The sequence below is a fragment of the Rhodococcus sp. NPDC003318 genome, from assembly GCF_042879035.1.
In the GTDB taxonomy this organism is placed as follows: domain Bacteria; phylum Actinomycetota; class Actinomycetes; order Mycobacteriales; family Mycobacteriaceae; genus Rhodococcus_G.
Genome location: NZ_JBIAOU010000014.1, coordinates 77,229 through 98,960 on the forward strand (window position 1 = coordinate 77,229; position 21,732 = coordinate 98,960).

Annotated in this window: 18 protein-coding genes; 6 read left to right on the plus strand and 12 right to left on the minus strand. The window is 70.7% G+C overall.

All coding sequences use genetic code 11. The features are described from left to right. The first annotated feature begins 194 nt into the window (after positions 1–194). Positions 195–1,592: a ricin-type beta-trefoil lectin domain protein gene (locus ACFYVR_RS20050; protein WP_387476365.1), complete on the plus strand. Its 1,398-nt coding sequence runs from the start codon at positions 195–197 to the stop codon at positions 1,590–1,592. Between the two features lie 88 nt (positions 1,593–1,680). Next, on the plus strand, positions 1,681–2,589 hold the full coding sequence (locus ACFYVR_RS20055; protein ID WP_387476367.1) for a glycoside hydrolase family 16 protein: 909 nt from the start codon (positions 1,681–1,683) through the stop codon (positions 2,587–2,589). Positions 2,590–2,652: 63 nt separating this feature from the next. On the opposite strand, the gene ACFYVR_RS20060 is transcribed toward ACFYVR_RS20055, so the two are convergent. Continuing rightward, entirely contained in the window at positions 2,653–4,062 is a 1,410-nt protein-coding gene (locus ACFYVR_RS20060) for a class II fumarate hydratase (RefSeq protein WP_387476369.1), read from the minus strand. 90 nt (positions 4,063–4,152) lie between these two features. Continuing rightward, positions 4,153–5,187 (minus strand): class II fructose-bisphosphatase, encoded by a 1,035-nt coding sequence (gene glpX, locus ACFYVR_RS20065; RefSeq protein ID WP_387476371.1) that lies wholly within the window; start codon positions 5,185–5,187, stop codon positions 4,153–4,155. 160 nt (positions 5,188–5,347) lie between these two features. On the opposite strand from glpX, the gene ACFYVR_RS20070 reads away from it, so the two are divergent. Further along, positions 5,348–5,914, plus strand: a complete 567-nt coding sequence (locus ACFYVR_RS20070) for a DUF4245 domain-containing protein (RefSeq protein WP_387476373.1) — start codon at positions 5,348–5,350, stop codon at positions 5,912–5,914. 2 nt (positions 5,915–5,916) lie between these two features. Here ACFYVR_RS20070 and ACFYVR_RS20075 read toward each other — a convergent pair whose 3' ends face one another. From ACFYVR_RS20075 to ACFYVR_RS20085, 3 genes are read right to left on the minus strand one after another with little or no spacing between them, the layout of a single operon-like run. Then, the gene (locus tag ACFYVR_RS20075; RefSeq protein WP_387476375.1) at positions 5,917–6,126 is read right to left on the minus strand and encodes an exodeoxyribonuclease VII small subunit; all 210 of its coding nucleotides are present in this window, start codon (positions 6,124–6,126) and stop codon (positions 5,917–5,919) included. After that, positions 6,123–7,409 (minus strand): exodeoxyribonuclease VII large subunit, encoded by a 1,287-nt coding sequence (gene xseA / locus ACFYVR_RS20080; protein ID WP_387476377.1) that lies wholly within the window; start codon positions 7,407–7,409, stop codon positions 6,123–6,125. The genes ACFYVR_RS20075 and xseA overlap by 4 nt, the downstream gene beginning before the upstream one ends. Next, complete coding sequence (locus ACFYVR_RS20085; protein WP_387476379.1) at positions 7,406–7,990, minus strand: lipid droplet-associated protein; 585 nt, start codon at positions 7,988–7,990, stop codon at positions 7,406–7,408. Before ACFYVR_RS20085 ends, xseA begins: the two co-directional genes overlap by 4 nt. A gap of 104 nt (positions 7,991–8,094) precedes the next feature. Here ACFYVR_RS20085 and ACFYVR_RS20090 point away from each other — a divergent pair, with 104 nt between their 5' ends. Next, on the plus strand, positions 8,095–9,111 hold the full coding sequence (locus tag ACFYVR_RS20090) for a 4-hydroxy-3-methylbut-2-enyl diphosphate reductase (protein ID WP_387476381.1): 1,017 nt from the start codon (positions 8,095–8,097) through the stop codon (positions 9,109–9,111). Here the strand turns inward: ACFYVR_RS20090 and ACFYVR_RS20095 are convergent. Continuing rightward, positions 9,102–10,052 (minus strand): DUF6542 domain-containing protein, encoded by a 951-nt coding sequence (locus ACFYVR_RS20095; protein ID WP_387476383.1) that lies wholly within the window; start codon positions 10,050–10,052, stop codon positions 9,102–9,104. The genes ACFYVR_RS20090 and ACFYVR_RS20095 overlap by 10 nt on opposite strands. A gap of 96 nt (positions 10,053–10,148) precedes the next feature. On the opposite strand from ACFYVR_RS20095, the gene ACFYVR_RS20100 reads away from it, so the two are divergent. Next, complete coding sequence (locus ACFYVR_RS20100; protein WP_387476385.1) at positions 10,149–11,330, plus strand: exonuclease SbcCD subunit D; 1,182 nt, start codon at positions 10,149–10,151, stop codon at positions 11,328–11,330. After that, the gene (locus tag ACFYVR_RS20105; protein WP_387476387.1) at positions 11,327–14,308 is read left to right on the plus strand and encodes an AAA family ATPase; all 2,982 of its coding nucleotides are present in this window, start codon (positions 11,327–11,329) and stop codon (positions 14,306–14,308) included. Before ACFYVR_RS20100 ends, ACFYVR_RS20105 begins: the two co-directional genes overlap by 4 nt. On the opposite strand, the gene ACFYVR_RS20110 is transcribed toward ACFYVR_RS20105, so the two are convergent. The 6 genes from ACFYVR_RS20110 to ACFYVR_RS20135 all read right to left on the minus strand — a co-directional run bounded on the left by ACFYVR_RS20110 (position 14,305) and on the right by ACFYVR_RS20135 (position 21,682). Further along, on the minus strand, positions 14,305–15,504 hold the full coding sequence (locus ACFYVR_RS20110) for an AI-2E family transporter (RefSeq protein ID WP_387476389.1): 1,200 nt from the start codon (positions 15,502–15,504) through the stop codon (positions 14,305–14,307). The two genes, ACFYVR_RS20105 and ACFYVR_RS20110, sit on opposite strands and share 4 nt — an antisense overlap. 34 nt (positions 15,505–15,538) lie before the next feature. After that, a complete protein-coding gene (locus ACFYVR_RS20115) occupies positions 15,539–16,042 on the minus strand; it encodes a methylated-DNA--[protein]-cysteine S-methyltransferase (protein WP_387476391.1) in 504 nt (167 codons plus the stop codon). Next, positions 16,039–17,511, minus strand: a complete 1,473-nt coding sequence (locus ACFYVR_RS20120) for a DNA-3-methyladenine glycosylase 2 family protein (RefSeq protein WP_387476393.1) — start codon at positions 17,509–17,511, stop codon at positions 16,039–16,041. Before ACFYVR_RS20120 ends, ACFYVR_RS20115 begins: the two co-directional genes overlap by 4 nt. A 69-nt stretch (positions 17,512–17,580) precedes the next feature. Further along, positions 17,581–17,751, minus strand: coding sequence for a YbdD/YjiX family protein (locus ACFYVR_RS20125; protein ID WP_387476395.1), 171 nt, complete (start codon positions 17,749–17,751; stop codon positions 17,581–17,583). Next, positions 17,748–20,048, minus strand: a complete 2,301-nt coding sequence (locus ACFYVR_RS20130; protein ID WP_387476397.1) for a carbon starvation CstA family protein — start codon at positions 20,046–20,048, stop codon at positions 17,748–17,750. The genes ACFYVR_RS20125 and ACFYVR_RS20130 overlap by 4 nt, the downstream gene beginning before the upstream one ends. A 98-nt stretch (positions 20,049–20,146) precedes the next feature. Continuing rightward, entirely contained in the window at positions 20,147–21,682 is a 1,536-nt protein-coding gene (locus ACFYVR_RS20135; protein WP_387476460.1) for an FMN-binding glutamate synthase family protein, read from the minus strand. Positions 21,683–21,732 lie beyond the last annotated feature (50 nt).

A 21,732-nucleotide genomic window follows, 5' to 3' on the forward strand; every position in this document is an offset into this window, starting at 1 on the left:
GGAGTCGCCGCCGGAGGGCCGTGCAGGTGTCCGACGCCGGCTCTTTCGGAGCCGGATGAAGGCCGCGTAGGTGTACTCGATTCGTTATCCAACTCTGCGGAAACGAAATATTCGGGTGATAGCTTCCATTTGCTGCAGATATTGGTGAACCGCGTGTGAAACCTCTCGTCACCCCTCAGGCGAATGGAAAATCCATGGTCCACGATCGCGTGCACAATTCTCGGCGCGGATACCGGTCCCGTTTATCGGTACTCGCCCGCCCCTTCTCGGGTACGAGAGCGAAATCATGCGCCCTCGCCGCGAGCGTGCTCGTCGCCGCCGCAGCGGGTGGAATTGTCGCGCTGCCGTCCGCGGCGGTCGCCGCCACCCCGGGCACCGTGCGAACGTCCGGCGGACTGTGCCTCGACAACAAATGGGGCGTCACCACGAACGGCAATGCCGTGCAGGTGTACCAGTGCAACCAGTCACCCGCACAGAGCTGGACCATCGAGGCCGACGCCACGGTCAGGGTGCAGGGCCGGTGCCTGACACCCCAGAACAACCGTTCCGGGGCCGCACTCGTGGTCGACGGGTGCACCGGTGCCGCGAACCAGCGGTGGACACCGCGCGCCGACGGTTCCGTTGTCTCGCAAGCGAACGGGATGTGCGCGGAGAACCGCGACGGACGCGAGGTGAACGAGAATCCGGTGGTCGTGCGCGCGTGCAGTGGCGCCGCGGCGCAGCGTTGGGTGTACTCCGGTGTGCCCGCGACGACCCCGACCACGACCGCCGTGCCCCCCACGACCACGACCGCGACGGTTCCGCCCGTGCCGACGACCACCGTCGCGGCCCCGGTGTCACCCTCCGGCATCGCCGCGCCGCGCGGCAACCTGCCGGGCTGGCGGCAGATCTTCGTCGACGACTTCACGAAGGCCGCGGCGGTCGGAACGTGGGCGAATGCGTGCGACCCGGACAAGATCGTGTACACGGGCGCCGAGGGTCGGAAATGGCGCACCTATCCGAGTTGTTATCTCGACACCTATCAGAAACGGCCGTACCGACCGGACCAGGTGTTGAGTGTCGCCAATGGCGTCCTGAATTTCCATCTGCACCCGGTGGACGGCCTTCCCGCCGGCGCAAATCCTTCTCCGCTGATCGACGGAAACAGTCAGTACCAGACATTCGGCCGGTATTCGGCGCGATTCAAGGTCGACAGCCCCGACCTGAGTGAGTACTACGTGGCCTGGTTGCTCTGGCCGCAGTCGGAGCGTTGGCCGCAGGACGGCGAATTCGACTTCCCCGAAGGCGGCCTCGCGGGGACGGCCGGTGGCTTCCATCACTACTCGGGTGCCGGGTCGTGCGTCGGTGGCTGCCAGGAGCTGGCCACCGACATCGGTGCCCGGTTCACCGACTGGCACACCTACACGATCGAGTGGTCGCCGGGCCGGATCCGCTACCTGCTCGACGACCGGGTGGTCCTCGACAGCACCGCGTGGGTGCCGTCCACGCCGATGCGGTGGCAGTTGCAGACCGAGACCAACGGCAACGGCTCACACAGTGGGAACCTGCTGGTCGACTGGGTGTCGGTGTGGGCGCGCGACACGACGGTGTGACGGACGTCGTGACGTAGGGACACAATTCGGGGACGGGGGTCAGTAAGGTGACCCTCGGTCGACGTCCCCGTACCCCCTGGAGAATCAGATGTCCCTGTCCTCGCGACAGTTCCGTCGGCGCGGCGGTGCCGCGGTGGCCGCCGCCACCGCGGTGCTGCTCGGCGTCCTCAACGCCCCGGCCGCCCAGGCCCAGTTGGCGCTCCCGTTCGGCAGCTCCGGCGGACCGTTCATCGGCGTGACCGGCACCCAGCCTGCGCCGCGTGACGCGCTGCCCGGCTGGCGGGAGATCTTCGTCGACGACTTCACGACGGACGCACCACTCGGCAGCTTCGCCAACGAGGACTGCAACAACCCCGGCAAGGTCGTCTACACCGGCACCGAGAACACCAAGTGGGTCACCTACCCCGAGTGCTACGTCGACACCTACCTCAAGAACCCCTACCGCGCCGACGAGGTCGTCAGCGTCCACGACGGCGTCATGGACTACTGGCTCCACGACGTCGACGGGCGTCGCGCCGGCGCCAACATGTCCCCGGTCGTCACCGGTGACAGCCAGGCGCAGACCTACGGCCGCTACTCGATGCGCATCAAGGTCGCGCAGCCCGGCGTCACCGGCTACCGGCTCGCGTCGCTGCTGTGGCCGCAGTCCGAGGTCTGGCCCGACGAGGGTGAGATCAACTTCCCCGAGGGTCCGCTCGTCGGCCCGATCTACGGCTTCCAGCACCACGCGGTCGCGGGCGCGGACCAGAACTCCCAGTCGCTCTCCCAGGTCGACCAGTCCGACTACGCGGACTGGCGCGTCGTGACGATCGAGTGGACGCCGACCGCCGTCCGCCTGATCCTCGACGGCAAGGTCCTGCTCGACGAGGACTACGGCATCCCGTACACCCCGATGCGCTGGCAGCTGCAGCTCGAGTCGAGCTTGTACCCGGCGATCGGCGGCGGCAACTTCCTCGTCGACTGGGTGACCGTGCATGCTTGGGACGGCGCGCAGTAGCAGTCGTCCGTGGCGCGCGTCGGCCCCGGGAGGTTCGCCTCCCGGGGCCGACCCGCGTTCGGGCTACTGCTGCCCGTCCACCCGCGTCATGGCGAGCACGTCGAGCCTGCGATCGAGTTCCTCCTCGGACAGGCCGTCGCCGATCAGTCCGCGGTCGACGACCGTCTGTCGAATCGTCTTGTGTTCCTTCAGTGCTTCCTTCGCGACCGCGGCGGCCTCCTCGTAGCCGATGGCCGAGTTCAGGGGCGTCACGATCGACGGTGACGACTCGGCCAGGGTGCGCAGGCGGTCGGTGTTCGCGACCAGGCCCTTGATGCACCGGTCGGCGAACAGCCGGGACACGTTGGCCAGCAACCGGATCGATTCGAGTACGTTGCGTGCCATCACCGGGATGTAGACGTTGAGCTCGAAGGCGCCCGCCGCGCCGCCCCACGCCACCGTCGCGTCGTTGCCGACGACCTGCGCCGCGACCTGGGTGACCGCCTCGGGCAGAACCGGATTGACCTTTCCGGGCATGATCGAGCTGCCCGGTTGCAGGTCGGGAAGGTGCAACTCGCCGAGCCCGGTGAGCGGTCCCGATCCCATCCATCGAATGTCGTTCGCGATCTTCGTCAGTGACACCGCGATCGTCCGCAGCGCGCCCGACACCTCGACGAGTCCGTCCCGCGCGGCCTGCGCCTCGAAGTGGTTGCGGGCCGGGGACAGTGCGTCGATGCCCGTCGATTCGACAAGTTGCGCAACGACTTTCGGGCCGAACCCGGCGGGCGCGTTGAGTCCCGTTCCGACGGCGGTGCCGCCGATCGGCAGCTCGCCGAGCCGGGGGAGCGTCGCGACGATCCGTTCGATTCCGGATTCCACCTGACGCGCGTAGCCGCCGAACTCCTGCCCGAGGGTCACGGGAACGGCATCCATCAGGTGCGTGCGCCCGGACTTGACCACCGTCTGCCACTCGGACGCCTTGTCTCCCAAGGCGAGTCGCAGGTGGTCCAGTGCCGGGATCAGGTCCTTGACCGTGGCCTCGGTGGCCGCGACGTGGGTCGCGGTGGGGAAGGTGTCGTTCGACGACTGCGACATGTTGACGTGGTCGTTGGGATGGACCGTCACCCCGTTCGCCTGCGCGATGGAGGCGATCACCTCGTTGGCGTTCATGTTCGAACTGGTACCCGAGCCGGTCTGGAACACGTCGATCGGGAACTGGTCGTCGTGCCGGCCGTCGGCGATCTCGGTGGCAGCGGCGATGATTGCGTCGGCCCTGTCGTCGTCGAGCAGACCGAGATCCTTGTTGACCTGCGCGCACGCCGCCTTGAGCAGCCCGAGCGCCCGGATCTGTGCCCGTTCCAGGCCCCGGCCGGAGATGGGGAAGTTCTCGACGGCGCGCTGGGTCTGTGCACGCCACAGGGCGTCGACCGGAACCCGGACCTCGCCCATGGTGTCGTGCTCGATGCGGAACTGCGATGCGCTGTTCTCAGTCATGAGCCTCAGCTTGCCACCGAAGCGGCCACGCTGCCTGTGCGCGCCTGCAGGTAGCGGGGCCACCAGAAGCGCGCACAGGCACGAAGTGCCTCAGGGCAGCGGCGGCTGCGCCCCGTCGACACCGTCGAAGTTGATCGACGAGAACTCGTGCAGCTTCTCGAGACGGTGGTAGGCCTCGATCATGCGGACGGTGCCCGACTTGCTGCGCATCACGATCGACTGCGTGGTCGCACCGCCGCCGTAGTACCGCACGCCCTTGAGCAGGTCGCCGTCGGTGACGCCGGTGGCGCAGAAGAAGATGTTGTCGCCGGTGACCAGTTCGTCGGTCCGCAGGACACGGTCCAGGTCGTGGCCCGCGTCGAGGGCCTTCTGCCGCTCGGCGTCGTCCTTGGGGGCCAGCTTGCCCTGCAGCGCGCCGCCCATGCAGCGCAGTGCCGCCGCGGCGATGATGCCCTCCGGCGTGCCGCCGATGCCGAGCAGCATGTCGACACCGGACTCGGGGCGCGCGGTCGCGATGGCACCCGCGACGTCGCCGTCGGAGATCAGCCTGATGCGGGCGCCGGTGTCCCGGATCTCGCGGATGATGTCGGCGTGGCGCGGGCGGTCGAGGATCGTGACGGTCGTGTCCGACACCGAACGGTTCTTGGCCTTCGCGACGCGGCGGATGTTCTCCGCGACACCGGCGGACAGGTCGATCACGTCGGCGGCCTCCGGGCCGACGGCGATCTTGTCCATGTAGAACACCGCCGACGGGTCGAACATCGCGCCGCGCTCGGCGACCGCGAGAACCGCGATCGACCCGGGTGCGCCCTTGCTCATCAGGGTGGTGCCGTCGATGGGGTCGACCGCGACGTCGCACAACGGGCCGTCGCCGTTGCCGACCTCCTCGCCGTTGTAGAGCATCGGGGCCTCGTCCTTCTCGCCCTCACCGATGACGACGACGCCCTGCATCGAGACCGAGCTGACCATGTGCCGCATCGCGTCGACGGCGGCACCGTCGCCGCCCTCCTTGTCGCCGCGTCCGACCCAGCGACCGGCGGCCATCGCGGCAGCCTCGGTGACCCGCACCAACTCGAGGGCGAGGTTGCGGTCCGGTGCCTCGCGGTGACTCGTGCTGGCCGTCATGGGCGTGCCTCCTCGCTGGCGGCGCGTTCGGGGCCGCCGTGGATGTGTCGGTGGGGGCGAAACGAATCTCGCGAGGTGATTCTCTCATTCCTGCACGCCCGGAAGCGCACGGCGGGTACCGAGTGCCGACACCCCGGGCGGAGCTGGGATACTTGACAACGTGGCCGGCAGCAAACCTCGTTATCTCCAGAACAATCGCGACATCATCTGGTCGCTGATCCCGCTCGTCCTGTTCATGGTCGTCATCGCCGGAATCGCGAGGTCCTGCTCGTTCAGCCCGGGCGGTCCGACCGCCGGGCCGGTCCCGCAGTTCGACACGAACTCCGCGTTGGAGTTCGACGCGGCGGAACTGGACTTCCCGATCCGCAACCCCACCGTCCCCGACACCTGGCAGCCGAATTCGGGTAGCCGTGGCACCGCGACCGGTGCCGGCGGCGGGGATGTGAGCACCGTCGGCTACATCACCGACGCCGGACGCTACGTGCAGCTGAGCCAGTCGTCCGCGACCGAAGAGGCGCTGGTCCCGTGGGTGGCGGGCGACCCGCGGGCCTCCACCGGCGCCGAGCAGTTCGCCGGCAACTCCTGGGTTCAGTACCCCGAGGAGGGCAGCGAACCGATCTGGGTCACCGACCTCGGCGACGTGCGCGTGCTCATCACCGGCAGCGGGTCCACCGAGGAATTCGGCCAGCTCGCCGAGGCGGTCGGACAGGCCCGGCCGCTGTCCTGACCCTAGTCCTCGTCGCCGCGCGCGAGGGCCTTCTCGACCCGCGCCCGCGCGCCCGCGAGGTGCTCCTCGCACCGCTTGGCCAGTGCCTCGCCGCGTTCCCACAGCGCCAGCGAGTGATCGAGGTCGAGACCGCCCTGTTCGAGCAGCTTGACCACCTCGGCCAGCTGGTCGCGGGCGGCCTCGTAGCCGAGCTCGGACACCGGTTCGTTCACTTCTGCTCTCCTGACTTGTCCCTGCCCATGACCGCCGCGACCACGGCACCGTCCGCTACCCGGACCCGCAGCTGGGTGCCCGGCGGGGCGTCCTCCACCGACCGCAGCACCTCCGGATCCGACCCCGGCACCACGCGCTGCACGACCGCGTAGCCGCGGGCGAGGGTGGCCGCGGGCCCGAGCGTCGTCAGTCGGGCGGCCAGGTGCTCGAGCACCGTCGACTGGCCGTCGACCAGCCGCCGGACGTCCCGTCGTGCCGTCTCGCGCAGCCGTTCGACCTCCTCCGCGCGCCGCTCCACCGCGGCGAGCGGATCGGCGAGCACCGGCCGACTGCGCAGATCCGCGAGGGACCGCGCTTCCCGTGCCACCCAGTTCCGCAGTGCCGCCGCGGCGCGGTCCCGGAACTCCGCGACCAGGGCCTGCTCGGCGACGGCGTCGGGAACCACGCGCTTGGCCGCGTCGGTCGGTGTCGCCGCGCGCACGTCCGCGACCAGATCCGACAGCGGGGTGTCCGGTTCGTGTCCGATCGCGCTGATCACCGGTGTCGTGCAGGCGACGATCGCGCGGCACAGCGTCTCGTCGGAGAACGGCAGCAGATCCTCCACGCTGCCTCCGCCGCGGGCGAGGATGATCACCTCGACGTCCGGGTCGGCGTCGAGGGCGGCGAGGGCTTCGACGATCTGTGCGGTCGCGGTCGGGCCCTGGACGGCGGTGTTGCGGATCGCGAAGCGCACCGCCGGCCAGCGTGCACCCGCGACGCTGAGGACGTCCCGTTCGGCGGCGCTGGCGCGGCCGGTGATCAGCCCGATGGTGCGGGGCAGGAACGGCAGCGGACGCTTGAGCCGAGGGTCGAACAGGCCTTCCGCGGCCAGCAGCCCCCGCAGTCGCTCGATCCGCGCGAGCAGCTCACCGATCCCGACCGGACGGATCTCGGTGACCCGCAGCGAGACGGTGCCGCGGCCGGTGTAGAACGACAGCTTCCCGAACATCACGACCCGACTGCCCTCGGTCAGCGGAACGGGGCTGTCCCGGATCAGGTTCGGCGAACACGTCACCGACAGCGACATGTCGGCCGACGGGTCCCGCAGGACGAGGAACGCGGTCCGGGTGCCGGGGCGGACGTTGATCTGCGTGATCTGTCCCTCGACCCAGATGCTGCCGAGCCGGTCGATCCACGCCGCGACCTTCGTCGACACCGAGCGGACGGGCCACGGGTTCTCGGCCGAGTTCGAGGTCTGCGCGGAGGGGCGGGTGCTCGGTGGGGTGGGGTTGGCCGCGGTCACTTGGCGGTGGCGGAGGTGATCCGGTTGCCGAGCATCGTCTGGAACGGAGCCCGCGCCCGGGTGCGGTTCTCGTAGTCGAGGAGCGCGGTCAACTCGTCGACGGACAGCGTGCGCAGGCGTGCACGCAGCTGCGCCAGGGTGAGGTTGTCGTAGTCGAGGTACTCGGCGATCTCCGGGCGGGGGCCGGTGGGCGCGCCAACATCGTCGGCCCCGTCCTCGCCGTCCTCGCCGGCGGGGGCCATCGAGTACAGGGCGAAGCGGCCCTGGTTGGCGGGCGCGGACTCGGCGGTGCGGTCGTCCGGGGCGTTCCCGTTGCGGGGCGCCGGTGCGGGGGCGACGTCGTCGTCGAAGGTGGCCCAGGCGGGCTGCTCCTGCGTCTGGGGGAAGAACACCGCCAGCGCCTCGTCGCCCTTGATGGCGAGCGCCGTCACCGTCTGCTGGACGTGCATGCCCGTCTGCAGCACCTGGCTGACCGCCGTCATCGGCAGCGCGGCGGCCGTCGCGGGCAGCTTCTGCACCTCTTCTACGAGGGTGACTGCGATACCGGCGGCCACGCGGGCAGCGAATGGGGGACGGAACATGGTCCTAGAGTGCACTACGAGGGCGTCATTTGGTAGCCGAGACGCGTCGGGCCCGCGGCGACCGTCGCGCCGGGGCGGGGCCACGGACCCCGTACCCTGGAGACATGTCTTCTGCTGTCCCCCTGAACCTCGGTATCACCGGCTCGGGCGCCGCCGACGCGGCGACCGGAAAGCGGGTCCTGCTCGCGGAACCCCGCGGGTACTGCGCCGGGGTGGATCGTGCGGTCGAGACGGTCGAGCGGGCGCTCGAGAAGCACGGCGCCCCGATCTACGTCCGCAAGGAGATCGTCCACAACCGGCACGTCGTGGACACCCTGTCCGAGCGTGGCGTCGTCTTCGTCGACGAGACGGACGAGGTTCCGGAGAGTTCGGTGCTGGTGTTCTCCGCGCACGGTGTCTCGCCCGCGGTGCACGAGGCGGCGGCGGCCCGCGACCTGCACACCATCGACGCCACGTGCCCGCTGGTGACGAAGGTGCACCAGGAGGCCAAGCGGTTTGCTCGCGACGACTTCGACATCCTGCTGATCGGTCACGAGGGTCACGAGGAGGTCGAGGGCACGGCGGGTGAGGCCCCCGATCACGTGCAACTGGTCGACGGGCCCGACTCGGTCGACGCGGTGACCGTGCGCGACGAGAACAAGGTGATCTGGCTGTCGCAGACGACGTTGAGCGTCGACGAGACGATGGCCACGGTGGCCCGGCTCCGCGAGAAGTTCCCGAAGCTGCAGGATCCGCCGAGCGACGACATCTGCTACGCCACCCAGAACCGGCAGGTGGCGGTCAAGGCGATGGCGCCGGAGTGCGATCTGGTGATCGTCGTCGGCTCCCGCAACTCGTCGAACTCGGTGCGGCTGGTCGAGGTGGCGCTCGGCGCGGGCGCGAAGGCCGCGCACCTCGTGGACTACGCGCGCGAGATCGATCCCGCGTGGCTCGACGGCGTGCGCACGGTGGGCGTCACCTCGGGTGCGTCGGTGCCGGAAATCCTGGTCAGCGGTGTCCTCGAGCTGCTCGCAGGGCACGGTTTCGGGGACGTGCAGACGGTCACCACCGCAAACGAGACGCTCGTGTTCTCGTTGCCGCGGGAACTGCGCAAGCCGAACCCGGCGGGTGGTCAGCGGTAGCGGTAGGGCGGGTCCTGCGGGACCTCGCCGCGGTCCCGGTAGCGAACCTGCGGGATCGGGTGCATCGGCTGCTCGGCATCCCGATCGGGGTTGTACTGGTGGCGACCTGTGCCCTGGCCGGCCGGGTAGGCGGGGCCGGTGTGACGTGGTGCCGACTGGTAGCGGTACCCCTCGGCGCGGTCCTGGGGGCCGCTGTCGGCACGACGCGGATCCCGCTGCGGATCGGTCTGCCGGGGCCGGTCGTACCGGGGTTCGCGATCGAACTGGTCGGTGCGTTCCGCGGCCGGCTCGGGGTGCGCCGAACGCGTCGGATAGCGGCCGGTCGTGAAGCTGCTCGGAGCGTGCGCCGGCTGAGCGGGATCGACGGTGCGTCGGGTCGCCCGGGTGGGCGGCTGGGACCGGGGCTGCTCGACGTCGTCGGTGCCGGATGCCGACTCGGTCCGCGCTCGTGAGCTCGCACGACGGCCGGTGTCGGACCGTCGGGACGGCCGCGCGATCGCGGCCGACGCCTGCCGTCGGATGTACATCCGGCCCGCACCGAGGGCGACCACGACGAGGGTGGTCACCAGCATCAGCGGGAACCGGTTGACCAGGGGGATCGCGACGTTCAGGAGCAGGTCCCGCAGGCCGCCGCCCGAATCGGCGGACAGGAACTGGTAGGACAGCGGAACCGCGACGACGAGGAGCAGCGGCGGCTGCACCATCGCGGTGAACACGCCGCGGTTGCGGACCGCGAGGACCGCGGCGAGGCAGCCGAGGAAGAAGAAGACGGAGAACGCGGCGGTCAGTTCGCTGCCGCGGACCGCGTCGATCGCGAACCCGACGAACGCGGCGGCGGCGGCGATCGCGACAGCACCCCAGGCCGGCACACCGGGAACGGTGGGAAGCACCGACCGCCGCGAAAGCGGAACCCCGGAGCGAGCACGTTGGGTTGCAGACACGCCTAGACACTAGCGGCTCGGTGCCCGATCCCCTCGTTGACAGCACCGTTCGGTGGGAACGATCCGATGTCGGAGGGGTCGTCTACCGTCTGGGCCATGCGAATCCTGCACACCTCCGACTGGCACATCGGCCGCACGTTCCACGGCGTCGATCTGCTCGCGGATCAGGCGGCGGCCCTGGCCGCGGTGGCCCGGTTGGTGGCGGAGCAGGGCGTGGACGTCGTCGTGGTGCCGGGCGACGTCTACGACCGCGCCGTCCCCAGCGCGGATGCGGTGACGGTGTGCAACAGGGGTTTCGAGGACATCCGGGCTGCGGGTGCGGTCATCGTCGCCACCTCGGGGAACCACGACTCGGCGGCGCGGCTCGGTGCGGGCGCGGCCTTCGCGGCAGCCGGTGGGCTGCACCTGATGACGCGGGTGTCCGAGGTGGCGTCCCCGGTGATCCTGACGGACGAGCACGGTCCGGTCGCGTTCTACGGCATCCCCTACCTCGAACCCGAGACCACCCGCGTCGAGCTGGGCGTGCCCACGGCGCGCACCCACGCCGACATCCTCGACGCCGCGACGGGACGGATCCGCACCGATCTCGGGCAGCGGACGGTCGATGCGCCCGCGCTCCGATCGGTGGTCCTCGCGCACGCCTTCGTCGTCGGCGCCGAGCCGACCGGATCGGAGCGGTCCATCTCGGTCGGTGGTGTCGAGACGGTGTCCGCGTCGGCGTTCGACGGGGTGGACTACGTCGCGCTCGGGCACCTGCACTCGCCGCAGGCGCTGACCGACCGGGTGCGGTACTCGGGGTCACCGCTGCCGTACTCGTTCGGCGAGCGCACGCATCGCAAGGCGGTGTGGATCGTCGACCTCGACGCGACGGGACTGCACCACGTCGAGCGCCACGATCTCCCGGTGGTCCGCGGGCTCAGCCAAGTGACGGGCACGGTCGCGGAACTGCTCGAGGGGGACGCGTACGCCTCCGTCGCCGACGACTACGTCTCGGCGGTCCTGACCGACCCGGTCCGCCCGGTCGACGCGATGCGGATCCTGCGGGACCGGTTCCCGCATCTAGTGCACCTGGAATGGATCCGCCCGGAAGGCGACCCGGAACTGAAGTACCGCGACCGGGTGCGGGGACGCACCGACCTCGAGATCGTCACCAGCTTCGTGACCGACATGCGCGGCGAGCCGACCTCCGGTGAGTTGCGGTGGGTGGAGAAGGCTCTCGGTGCCGCGGCGCGGGAGGTGGACGGCCCCGCGAGGGCCGCCGAGGAGTCCGTCGCGTGAGGCTCCATCACCTCGAGGTCACCGCGTTCGGGCCGTTCGGCGGGACCGTGGAGGTCGACTTCGACGAACTCGGTGCCGACGGGCTGTTCCTGTTGCACGGCCAGACCGGTGCGGGCAAGACGACGGTCCTCGACGCGGTGGCGTTCGCGCTGTACGGGCGGGTGCCCGGGGCGCGGCACGAGGGCAAGCGGCTGCTGTCCGACCACGCGGCGCCCGGCACGCCGCCGAAGGTGGTGCTCGAGACCACGATCGGGGGACGCCGGCTCCGGATCACCCGCAGCCCCGAGTACCAGCGCCCCAAGTTGCGCGGCACCGGCACGACCAGGGAGAACGCCAAGGCGAGCCTCGAGTGGCTCGACGGCGCGGGCCAGAACCTGACTCGCCTCGACGAGATCGGGGACGCGGTGGGTCAGCTGCTCGGGATGAGCGCCGACCAGTTCTTCCAGGTCGTCCTGCTGCCGCAGGGCAGGTTCGCCGAGTTCCTGCAGGCGGACACCGACAAGCGCGGCGACCTCCTCGAGCGGCTGTTCGACACCGGACGCTTCGCCACGGTCGAGGAGTGGTTCGCGGACCGCCGCCGCATCAGCGAGGCGGGCATCGCGACTGTGAAGGCCGCCGTCGAGCGGCTGGCCGCGCAGGTGTCCGCCGCCGCGGGCATCGAGGCCGGCGCGGACGCGGATCCGGTGGCGTGGGCGGACCGACTGGTCGACGACACCCGCGAGGTCGCCGACATCGCGGGACGGGAACTGGCGGTCGCGCAGGACGCGGCCACCCGGACCGAGGCCGCGCTGAACCGGGCCCGCGAGATCCACCAGCTGCAGTCGCGCGCCGCGGCGGCGCGGGCCCGGCTCGCGGAGGTCGAATCGGGGCGCGAGGCCCGGGACGCCCTCGCCGCGGAACTCGACCGCGCGGTGCGCGCGGTCCAGGTGGCGGCGGCCGAGCAGCACGCCGAGCGCGCGACACGCGTCGCCGCCGCCGAAAGCGCCCGCGTCGAGAGCCTTTCCCGGGCGCTCGCCCGTGAACCCGAGGGTGCGGCACTGCTCGAACGGGTGGCCTGGCCCGAGCGGGCCGGTGACGCCGAGATCCTGGCCGCGGCGGCGCGGGCGTGGGTGACGGAGACGGGCCGGCTCGGTGAGCTGCTCACCGCGGACGAGCAGCGGCGGTCCGCGCACGCGGAACTCGAGGGGGTTCGTCGCCGGCGAGCGGACCGTGCCGCCGCCGCTGCCGAGGTGGAATCCCGACGGTCCGCGGTACCCGCCGAGATCGAGCGGTGCGACGCCGAGCTGGCCCGGGTACGGGCGGTCGCGGCGACGGTGCCGATGCTCACCGAGCGGCGCGCCGCCGCGCGGGAACGACTTTCCGCGGCAATCGAACTGGACCGCGCCCGAGCCCAGCGTGCCGCTGCCGAGGACCGGCTCGAGGGGGCTCGGCGAGCCCATCTGGGGGCACGGGAGGTGCTCGTCGACCTGCGGGAGCGGCGGATCGCCGGAATGGCCGCCGAACTGGCCGCCGCGCTCGCCGCCGGCGAGCACTGCCCGGTGTGCGGGGCCACCGAGCATCCCGACCTCGCCCGGCCCGCCGACGGCGCGGTCACGAAGGCCGACGAGGAGGCCGCGCGGTCCGCGGAGCAGCGCCGCAGCCGCGACCTCGAGGTGGCCTCGGCGGCTACGGCCGAACTGGACCGGACGATCCGGGTGCTCGCCGACCGCGCCGGCGACGCCGACCGGGACGCCCTGGCCGTGATCCTCGCATCCGCCGAGGAAGCCGTCGCCGCGGCCGAGGCGACCGCAGCCGCGGAATCCCGTGTGGCGGGGGCGCTGTCGCGACTGCGCGACGAGAGCGAGACGCTCGGTCGGCGCGCCGAGGAACTGGCCGCGGAGGTGGCCGCGCTCGACCAGCGGGTCGCCGACGACACCCGCAGGCTCGGCGAACTGGACGAGACGATCGCGCGGGCGATCGGTGCGGAGACGGACCTGCGGTCGCGGCGTGACCGGCTCGGGGCCCTCGCCGCCGCCGCCGACGGTCTGCGTGACCAGCGCGCGTCGGCGTCGCGGGCGGCGGCTGCGGCGGCGGAGTCCGCGGCGAGCGCGCAGGAGGCTTCTCGCGCAGCGGGTTTCGACGACATCGAGCGGGCGCGCGCCGCGGTGCGCACCCAGCAGCGCATCGACGAGATCGGTGGCGTGCTCACCGCCGCCCGCGAGGAGAAGGTGCGCGCGGACGCCGTCCTCGACGACCCGGCGGTGGTGGAGGCGCTGACGCTCGCACCCGCCGACGTGCCCGCGGCCGAGGCTGCCCACGCGGCCGCGGTGCAGGTGCGCGATGCCGCACTGACCGCCGCGAAGGTGGCCGACGAGTGTGCCGCCAAGGTCGAGCACTACGCGCAGGCCCTCGCCGCGAAGGTGGGCGAACTCGGTCCGGCGCTGCGCCGGCACGAGGAGCTCGCGGTGCTGGCCGATGTGATTGCCGGTCGTGGGCAGAACGCGCGGAAGATGTCGCTGCGTTCGTACGTCCTGGCGGCCCGGCTCGAGGAGGTCGCGTTGTCGGCGTCGGTGCGACTTCGTCGCATGTCCGGGGGGCGTTACGAATTCGTCCACGAGGACGGCGCCGGTCCGCGCGGCAAACGCGGCGGTCTCGGCCTCGACATCCGCGACGACTTCACCGGTGTGGTGCGGCCCGCGAAGACGCTGTCCGGCGGCGAGTCCTTCCTCGCGTCCCTGTCGTTGGCGCTGGGACTGGCGGACGTGGTGGCCGCCGAGTCCGGGGGAGTCGTCCTCGACACCATGTTCATCGACGAGGGTTTCGGCACCCTCGACGCCGAGACCCTCGAATCGGTGATGGGTGTGCTCGACGAGCTGCGCGAGGGCGGACGGGTCGTCGGCATCGTCAGTCACGTCGACGAGATGCGGCAGCGGATCCCGAGCCGGCTGCACGTGCTGCGCGGCCGGACCGGGTCCACCCTGCGGGCGGTGGCGGGTTAGCCGGCGGCGTCGGCAGGCGGCGTCTCGCCCGGAGGTTCGGTGACGTCGACTGCCGTGGCGTCGACCGACTCGGGGGCTTCCTGCTCGTCGAGTTTGCGGTCCACCTGTTCGCCGACGTAGCGGATCACGACGGCGACGCAGGCGGCGACGGGGACGGCGAGGAACGCGCCGACGATGCCGAACAGCGAGCTACCGCCGGTGACGGCGAGAAGCACGATCACGGCGTGCAGGTTCATGCTGCGGCTCTGCAACACCGGCTGCAGCACGTTGCCCTCGAGTTGCTGTACGGCGAGGACGATGATGAGGATGATCAGGGCGGTGGTCCAGCCCTTCGCGACCAGAGCCACCAGCACGGCGAGGGCACCGGCGACGAAGGCGCCGACGATCGGGATGAATCCGCCGAGGAACGTGAGGACGGCGAGGACCGGGGCCAGCGGGACACCGAGGATCACCAGACCGAGTCCGATGAAGAACGCGTCGACGAAACTGACGAGGGCCTGGGTGCGGATGAATCCGCCGAGGGTGTCCCACACCCGGATCGAGACGGCCTCGAAGTGCCTGCCCGCGCGGCCACCGGAGACCGAGTGCAACCACGGCAGGAACCGCGGCCCGTCCTTGATGAAGAAGAACGCGAGCACGATCACGAGGAAGACGGTGATGAGCATCGACCCGGCGGCGCTGACGCCGGAGAACACGCCGGTCGCGATGGACTGCGCGCTGGACTGCAGTTTCGACGTGATCGCGTTGACCGCGGAGTCGATCTGGTCGTCGCGCAGGTTGATCGGCGGCCCCTGCACCCAGTCCTGCACCTGGTGCAGGCCCTCGGTGGCCTTGTTGGCCAGCTCGGGGGCCTGATCCACCACCGACGGGACGATCAGCGCGATCACGCCGGTGAGGACGGCGAAGAACCCGGCGATGGTGATGCCCGCGGCGGCGGCCGGCGGGATGCCGCGACTGGTCATGGCGCGCGTCGGGGGCCACAACACGGTCGCGACGACGACGGCCATCAGGACCGGGAGGACGACCACCCACAGCTTGCCGAGCATCGTCCACGTCACCCAGGCACCGGCGGCGATCGCGACGAGGCACAGCGACCACTTGGCGAGCCACATGCCGCCGGCGCCGATGACGTCGCCGCGATCGCGGAACCGTCGGCGCTTCGGCTTCTGGTCTGCAGTGCTGGGGGTCTCGCTCACGTTCGGTCCTTCCAGACTGGGCACGTGGGCGAATCTACCTGTCGGCGTGCTCGTGGGAGAGGAGCCAGCGTTTCGTCGGCAATCCCCACCGGAACCCGCCGAGAGCCCCACCGACCCGCAACACGCGGTGGCACGGCACGAACAGGGCGGCGGCGTTGCGGGCGCAGGCCGACGCCGCACCGCGCACCGCGGCCGGGCGTCCGGCGAGCGCGGCGAACTCGGTGTAGGTGACGGGTTCCCCGGCGGGCACCTTGCGCAGGACGTCCCACGCGTGTTCGAGGAATTCACCCGAGTGTTGTTTCACGGGAATCGAATCGATGCACGACAGGTCACCGGCGTGGTAGTCGGTGACCGCCCGGGTGACGGCGCCGAGGTCGGTGCGTGCGACGGTCGTCGCGGGTCGCAGCCGGGGGTGGATCAGCGGGATCAGCACTGCCGCGTCGGGTGTCCAACCGGACGCCAGGACGACGCCGTCGGCGTCGACGATCGCGGTGAACGGCCCGGCGGGGGTGTCGACCGTGCAGTGGTGGATGGTCATCGGGCTTCCTCCGATTCGGCGGGGGCGGGATTTCGGCGGGCGAGCAGTGCGGTGCGCCACAGGTGCATCGACGCGTAGGAGCGCCACGGTGCCCAGCGGTCGGTGTCGTCGAGCCGAACGCCGAGCAGACCCGCTCCGCGGACAGCGACGAGGTCGGTGCCGAGCAGGACGTCGGGGTCGGCGAGGGTGCGCATGACCACGTAGTCCGCGGTCCAGGGTCCGACCCCGCGCAGCGTCAGCAGGTCGGTGCGCAACTCGTCGGGGTCGCGTCCCGGGTGCAGCGCGACGGTACCGCCGGCGAGCGCCCCGGCGACGGCGACCACCGCATCGATCCGGCGGGCGGGCCCGGTGAGCACCTCGCGGCCGCGCGTCGCGATCGTTGCGGCATCGGGGAACGCGTGTGTCAGATACGGATCCTCGATCGGATCGCCCAGCTCCGCCACCAGCCTCGCAGTGTGTGTCACCGCTGCGGACACGGAGATCTGTTGCCCGATCATGGTGCGCAGCAACAGTTCCGACGGGTCGACGCAGCCGGGGACCCGGATGCCGGGTGCCGCGTCGACCGCGGGTCGCAGTCGTGGATCGGTGCGCAGGGCCTCGTCGACGGCCTCCGGGTCGGCGTCCAGGTCGAGCAGGTGCCGCAGCCGCGCGACCGCGGGGGCGAGGTCGCGCATGTCGTGGAGCGTCAGGTCGGTCCGGACGTGGTCGTCCTCGAAACGCACCGCCGCGACCCCGACCCCGCGCGGCAGTCGCAGCACGCGCCGGTAGTCGCCGTCCGACCAGCGTTCGAGTCCGGGCACGGCGTGCGCCGCCAGGAACCAGTCGAACCACGCGCGGTCCAGCGGAGGTCGATACGGCAACCGCAGCGACACCGAGCCGGCTGCGGGCGGTGGGCCGGGGGAGCGGCGGGCGGCGCCGGCGCGCATCTGCGTCGGGGTCGCCGCGAACACCTCGCGGACGGTGTCGTTGAACTGGCGGATGCTCGAGAACCCCGCGGCGAATGCGATGTCCGACATGGGCATCGTGGTCGTCTCCACGAGCAGTCGCGCGGTGTGCGCCCGGTGGGCGCGGGCCAGCGCGAGCGGGCCCGCGCCCAGTTCGGCCGTGAGTGCGCGGCCGAGTTGCCGAGCCGAGTACCCCAGGGTGGCGGACAGGCCGTCGACCCCGCCGCGTTCGACCTCGCCGTCCCGGATCAGCCGCATCGCCCGCGCGACCAGGTCGGATCGGACGTTCCACTGCGGCGATCCCGGTGCGGCGTCCGGCAGACAGCGTCGGCATGCCCGGTAGCCGGCCTGCTGCGCCGCCGCGGCGGTGGGCAGGAACGTCACGTTGCCGGGTTTCGGGGTGATCGCCGGGCAGGACGGACGGCAGTAGATGCCGGTGGTGCGGACGGCGGTGATGAACTGACCGTCGAAGCGGGCGTCGCGGGACGACACGGCGCGGTAGCAGCGGTCGAAGTCCAGGTTCATGCCCTTCAGGGTGGCAGCCGTCGGGGCCCCGGGGCTAGCGGAAATCGGACATCACTGTGAGCGTGCCGGTCAGCAGCAGCGGGCGCCGGGGTTGCGGTCGGCGTCGGCGTACCGGGAGCGCCAGTACTCGCGTTCGGTCGGCACCGGCTCGCCCGGATGGGCGCGGCGGCGATGGGCCACGAACCGTTGGTAGTCGTGATCGCCCATCAGTGCACGGACCCACCACAGCACGCCCCTCATCGGTGGTGCTCCACCACGTGCGCTGCGCCGGGAGCCCGGACCTTGCCCTCCGCGATGAGGGTGTCCCACTGGTGCTGGATCTCCTTCTCCGCCTTGGTCGGGACGAAGCCGGCGGGACCGAAGATCTTCGACGGCACGGTCTCGGCTTCGGTGTCGGGTAGGCCGCCCGCGCGCCAGGCCCGGATGCAGACGTAGACGCCGACGACGGCGACGATCAGGACGAGGGTCGCGAACACGATCGACAGGGTGCCCTGGATGAAGGTGTTGCGGATGACGGCGTCGATCGCCTCCGGCGTCTTCGCGGTGCCGAACGACGTCTGCCCGGCGTCCTTGGCGTCCTGGAATGCGTTGTGCTGCGCCCAGTATCCGATCGCGGGGACGTCGGAGAAGATCTTCTCCCACGACGCGGTCATGGTGACGATCAGGTCCCAGACGAGGGGGATGGCGGGGATCCACGCCCACTTGAACAGGCCCTTCTTCATCACCACGACGGTGACGACGGTCAGCGCGATCGCCGCGAGCAGTTGGTTGGCGATGCCGAACAGCGGGAACAGCGTGTTGATGCCGCCGAGCGGGTCCGTGACGCCCATGAGCAGGACCCCGCCCCAGAGGCCGACGACGATCGCCGAGCACAGCCACGCGCCGGGACGCCACGACGGATCCTTGAATCGCCGTGCGGCGCCGCCGAAGTTGCCGAGCGTGTCGGACAGCATGAACCGCGCGACGCGGGTGCCGGCGTCGACGGTGGTGAGGATGAACAGCGCCTCGAACATGATCGCGAAGTGGTACCAGAACGACTTGAGCGATTCGCCGCCGATGAACTGGTGCATGACCTCCGACATGCCGAACGCCAGTGTCGGTGCGCCGCCGGTGCGGGAGACGATGGACTCCTCGCCGACGGCCTCGGCGGCCTCGTTCAGCTGGGCGGCGGTGATGTCGGCGCCCGGCAGTCCGAGTCCGTTGAGGTAGGCGGGTGCGGTGTCGGCGGTCCCGCCGGTCAGGGCGGCGGGCGCGTTGAGCGCGAAGTACAGGTGCTGGTCGAGGATGCAGGCGGTGACCAGGGCCATGATCGCCACGAACGACTCGGTGAGCATGCCGCCGTAGCCGATCATCCGGGTCTGGCGTTCCTTCTCCAGCAGTTTCGGTGTGGTGCCGGAGGCGATGAGGGAGTGGAATCCGGAGAGCGCGCCGCAGGCGATGGTGATGAACAGGAACGGGAACAGCGATCCGGCGAACGCGGGGCCCTCGCCGTTGCTCGCGAACGGTGTCACCGCCGGCATCTGGATCGCGGGCTGCGCCACCAGGATTCCGGCGGCGAGCAGCAGGATGGTGCCGATCTTCATGAAGGTGGACAGGTAGTCGCGCGGGGCCAGCAGCAGCCACACCGGCAGCACGGAGGCGGCGAATCCGTACGCGATCATCAGCCACGCGATGGTCACCTTGGAGAGGGTGAACCAGTCGGAGCCCCAACCGGTCTCCGCGACCCAGCCGCCGCCGACGATGGCGAGCAGGAGGAGCACGACACCGATGAGGGACACCTCGGAGACCTTGCCGGGCCGCAGGAACCGCAGGTACACGCCCATGAACAGGGCGATCGGGATGGTCATCGCGATGGAGAAGACGCCCCAGGGGCTCTCCGCGAGCGCGTTGACGACGACCAGCGCCAGCACCGCGATGATGATGATCATGATGACGAAGACGCCGATCAGGGCGGCGACGCCGCCGACCGGGCCGAGCTCCTCGCGCGCCATCTGACCGAGGCTGCGTCCGCGGCGCCGCGACGAGATCCACAGCACCAGGAAATCCTGTACCCCACCGGCGAAGACGACACCGATGATGATCCACATCGTGCCCGGCAGGTAGCCCATCTGCGCGGCCAGGACGGGCCCGACCAGGGGGCCCGCACCGGCGATGGCGGCGAAGTGGTGACCGAACAGGACCCGCCGGTCCGTCGGCATGTAGTCCTTGCCGTTCTCGAGCACCTCGGCGGTGGTCGCGCGATCGTCCCGCGGTGTGACGATCCTGTTCTCGATCAGCCGGGCGTAGAACCGGTAGGCGATCAGGTACGTGCACACCGCCGCGACGACGAACCAGACGGAGTTCACGTTCTCGCCGCGGACGATCGCGATCATCGTCCACCCGATCGCGCCGAGGACGGCGATCGCCGCGAAGATCAGCTTCTTCGCCGGCGTGATCGGGGTCCGGTCGACGACGCCGACCGGGGGCAGGTCCGGATCGGTGTAGAGGTACTCGACGTTGGGGTCGGAACTCGGCGTGCCGGTCGTGGCTGTCGCCATGACGGACCTCCCTCCCGCGGCGGATGTGTCCTAGCTCACCCTAGGCCTCCGGTGCGACGACCGCTGGCCGGCGCGAGGTCGTGTCGGGAGGGGTCGCGTCAGAACCGATCGGACGACGCGTCGATCCAGTCGCTGCGCCAGGACTGCGGCGGGTCCTCGAGGAGTTCACCGTCCTGCAGCCACTCGTACAACTCGGCGTACGTCCTGGTGGTGTGGGCGTCGATCCGCCGGTTCAGCATCGACGGATGCAGGTCGGCGAAACTGTCGGCGCCCATGGACGCGACCATCTGCGCGGCGCTCGCGACGGTCGCCTTCTGGAACCGGTACACCCGTGCCGACTTGTCCGGGACGTCGAGGGCGCGGGTGCGAGCCGGGTCCTGCGTCGTCACCCCGACCGGGCAGTGGTTGGTGTGGCAGGCCTGCGCCTGGATGCAGCCGACCGCGAACATCATCGCCCGGGCGGCGAGGGTGAAGTCGGCGCCCTGGATGATCCGCTTGACGATGTCGCTGCCGCTGGCGACCTTCCCGGAGGCGCCGATCCGGATCCGGTCGCGCAGCCCGGACCCGACGAGCGCGTTGTGCACCAGCATCAGCCCTTCGGTGAGCGGCATGCCCATGTGATCTTCGAATTCCACGGGCGCGGCGCCGGTTCCGCCCTCGGAGCCGTCGACGATGACGAAATCCGGGGTGATGTCGCGTTCGATCATCGCCTTGCAGATGCCGAGGAATTCGATGCGGGAACCGACACACAGTTTGAAACCGACCGGTTTGCCGCCGGACAGGGTGCGCAGCGTGACGATGAAGTCGATCAGCTCGTTCGGTGTCCCGAAGGCACTGTGCGACGGCGGTGACACCACGGTGACGCCGACCGGGACGCCGCGGGTCTCGGCGATCTCCGGGGACACCTTGGCGCCCGGAAGCACCCCGCCCAGACCGGGTTTCGCGCCCTGCGACAGCTTGATGGAGATCGCCTTCACCTGCGGGTCGACGGCTTTCGCCGCGAACAGCTCCGGGTCGAAGCTGCCGTCCTCGGTGCGGCAGCCGAAGTAGCCGGACCCGATCTCCCAGATCAGGTCACCGCCGTGCTTGCGGTGGTACGGGCTGATGCCGCCCTCTCCGGTGTCGTGGGCGAATCCCCCCTGCGCCGCACCGGCGTTCAGCGCCTCGATCGCGTTCGCGGACAACGATCCGAAGCTCATCGCCGAGACGTTCATCAGCGCGATGTCGTACGGCTGTGTGCAGTGCGGGCCGCCGAGTCGAACCCGGGGCGTCAGGTCGGTGGCGTGGCGGGCGCGCAGGGAGTGCGTCATGAACTCGTACCCCGGTGCGTGCACGTCGCGTTCGGTGCCGAACGGCTCCGCGTCCTTGGTGCCCTTGGCTCGCTCGTAGACCAGGTCGCGGGTCTCACGATCGAACGGTGTTCCGTCGGTGGATGATTCGATGAAGTACTGCTGGATCTCCGGACGGATCCGTTCGAGCTGGAAGCGGGCGTGGCCGAGGATCGGGTAGTTGCGCAGGATGCTGTGGGTGCGCTGAAGCAGGTCGTACGTCCCGGTGACCGCGAGCAGCAGCACCAGTGCCGCGAGGATCCAGAACCCCCACCCGGCGATCGGTGCGAGCGCGCCCAGCGCCACGCCGACCACCCAGACCCCGGCCACGATCAGCCACCTCACCCGATGCTCCC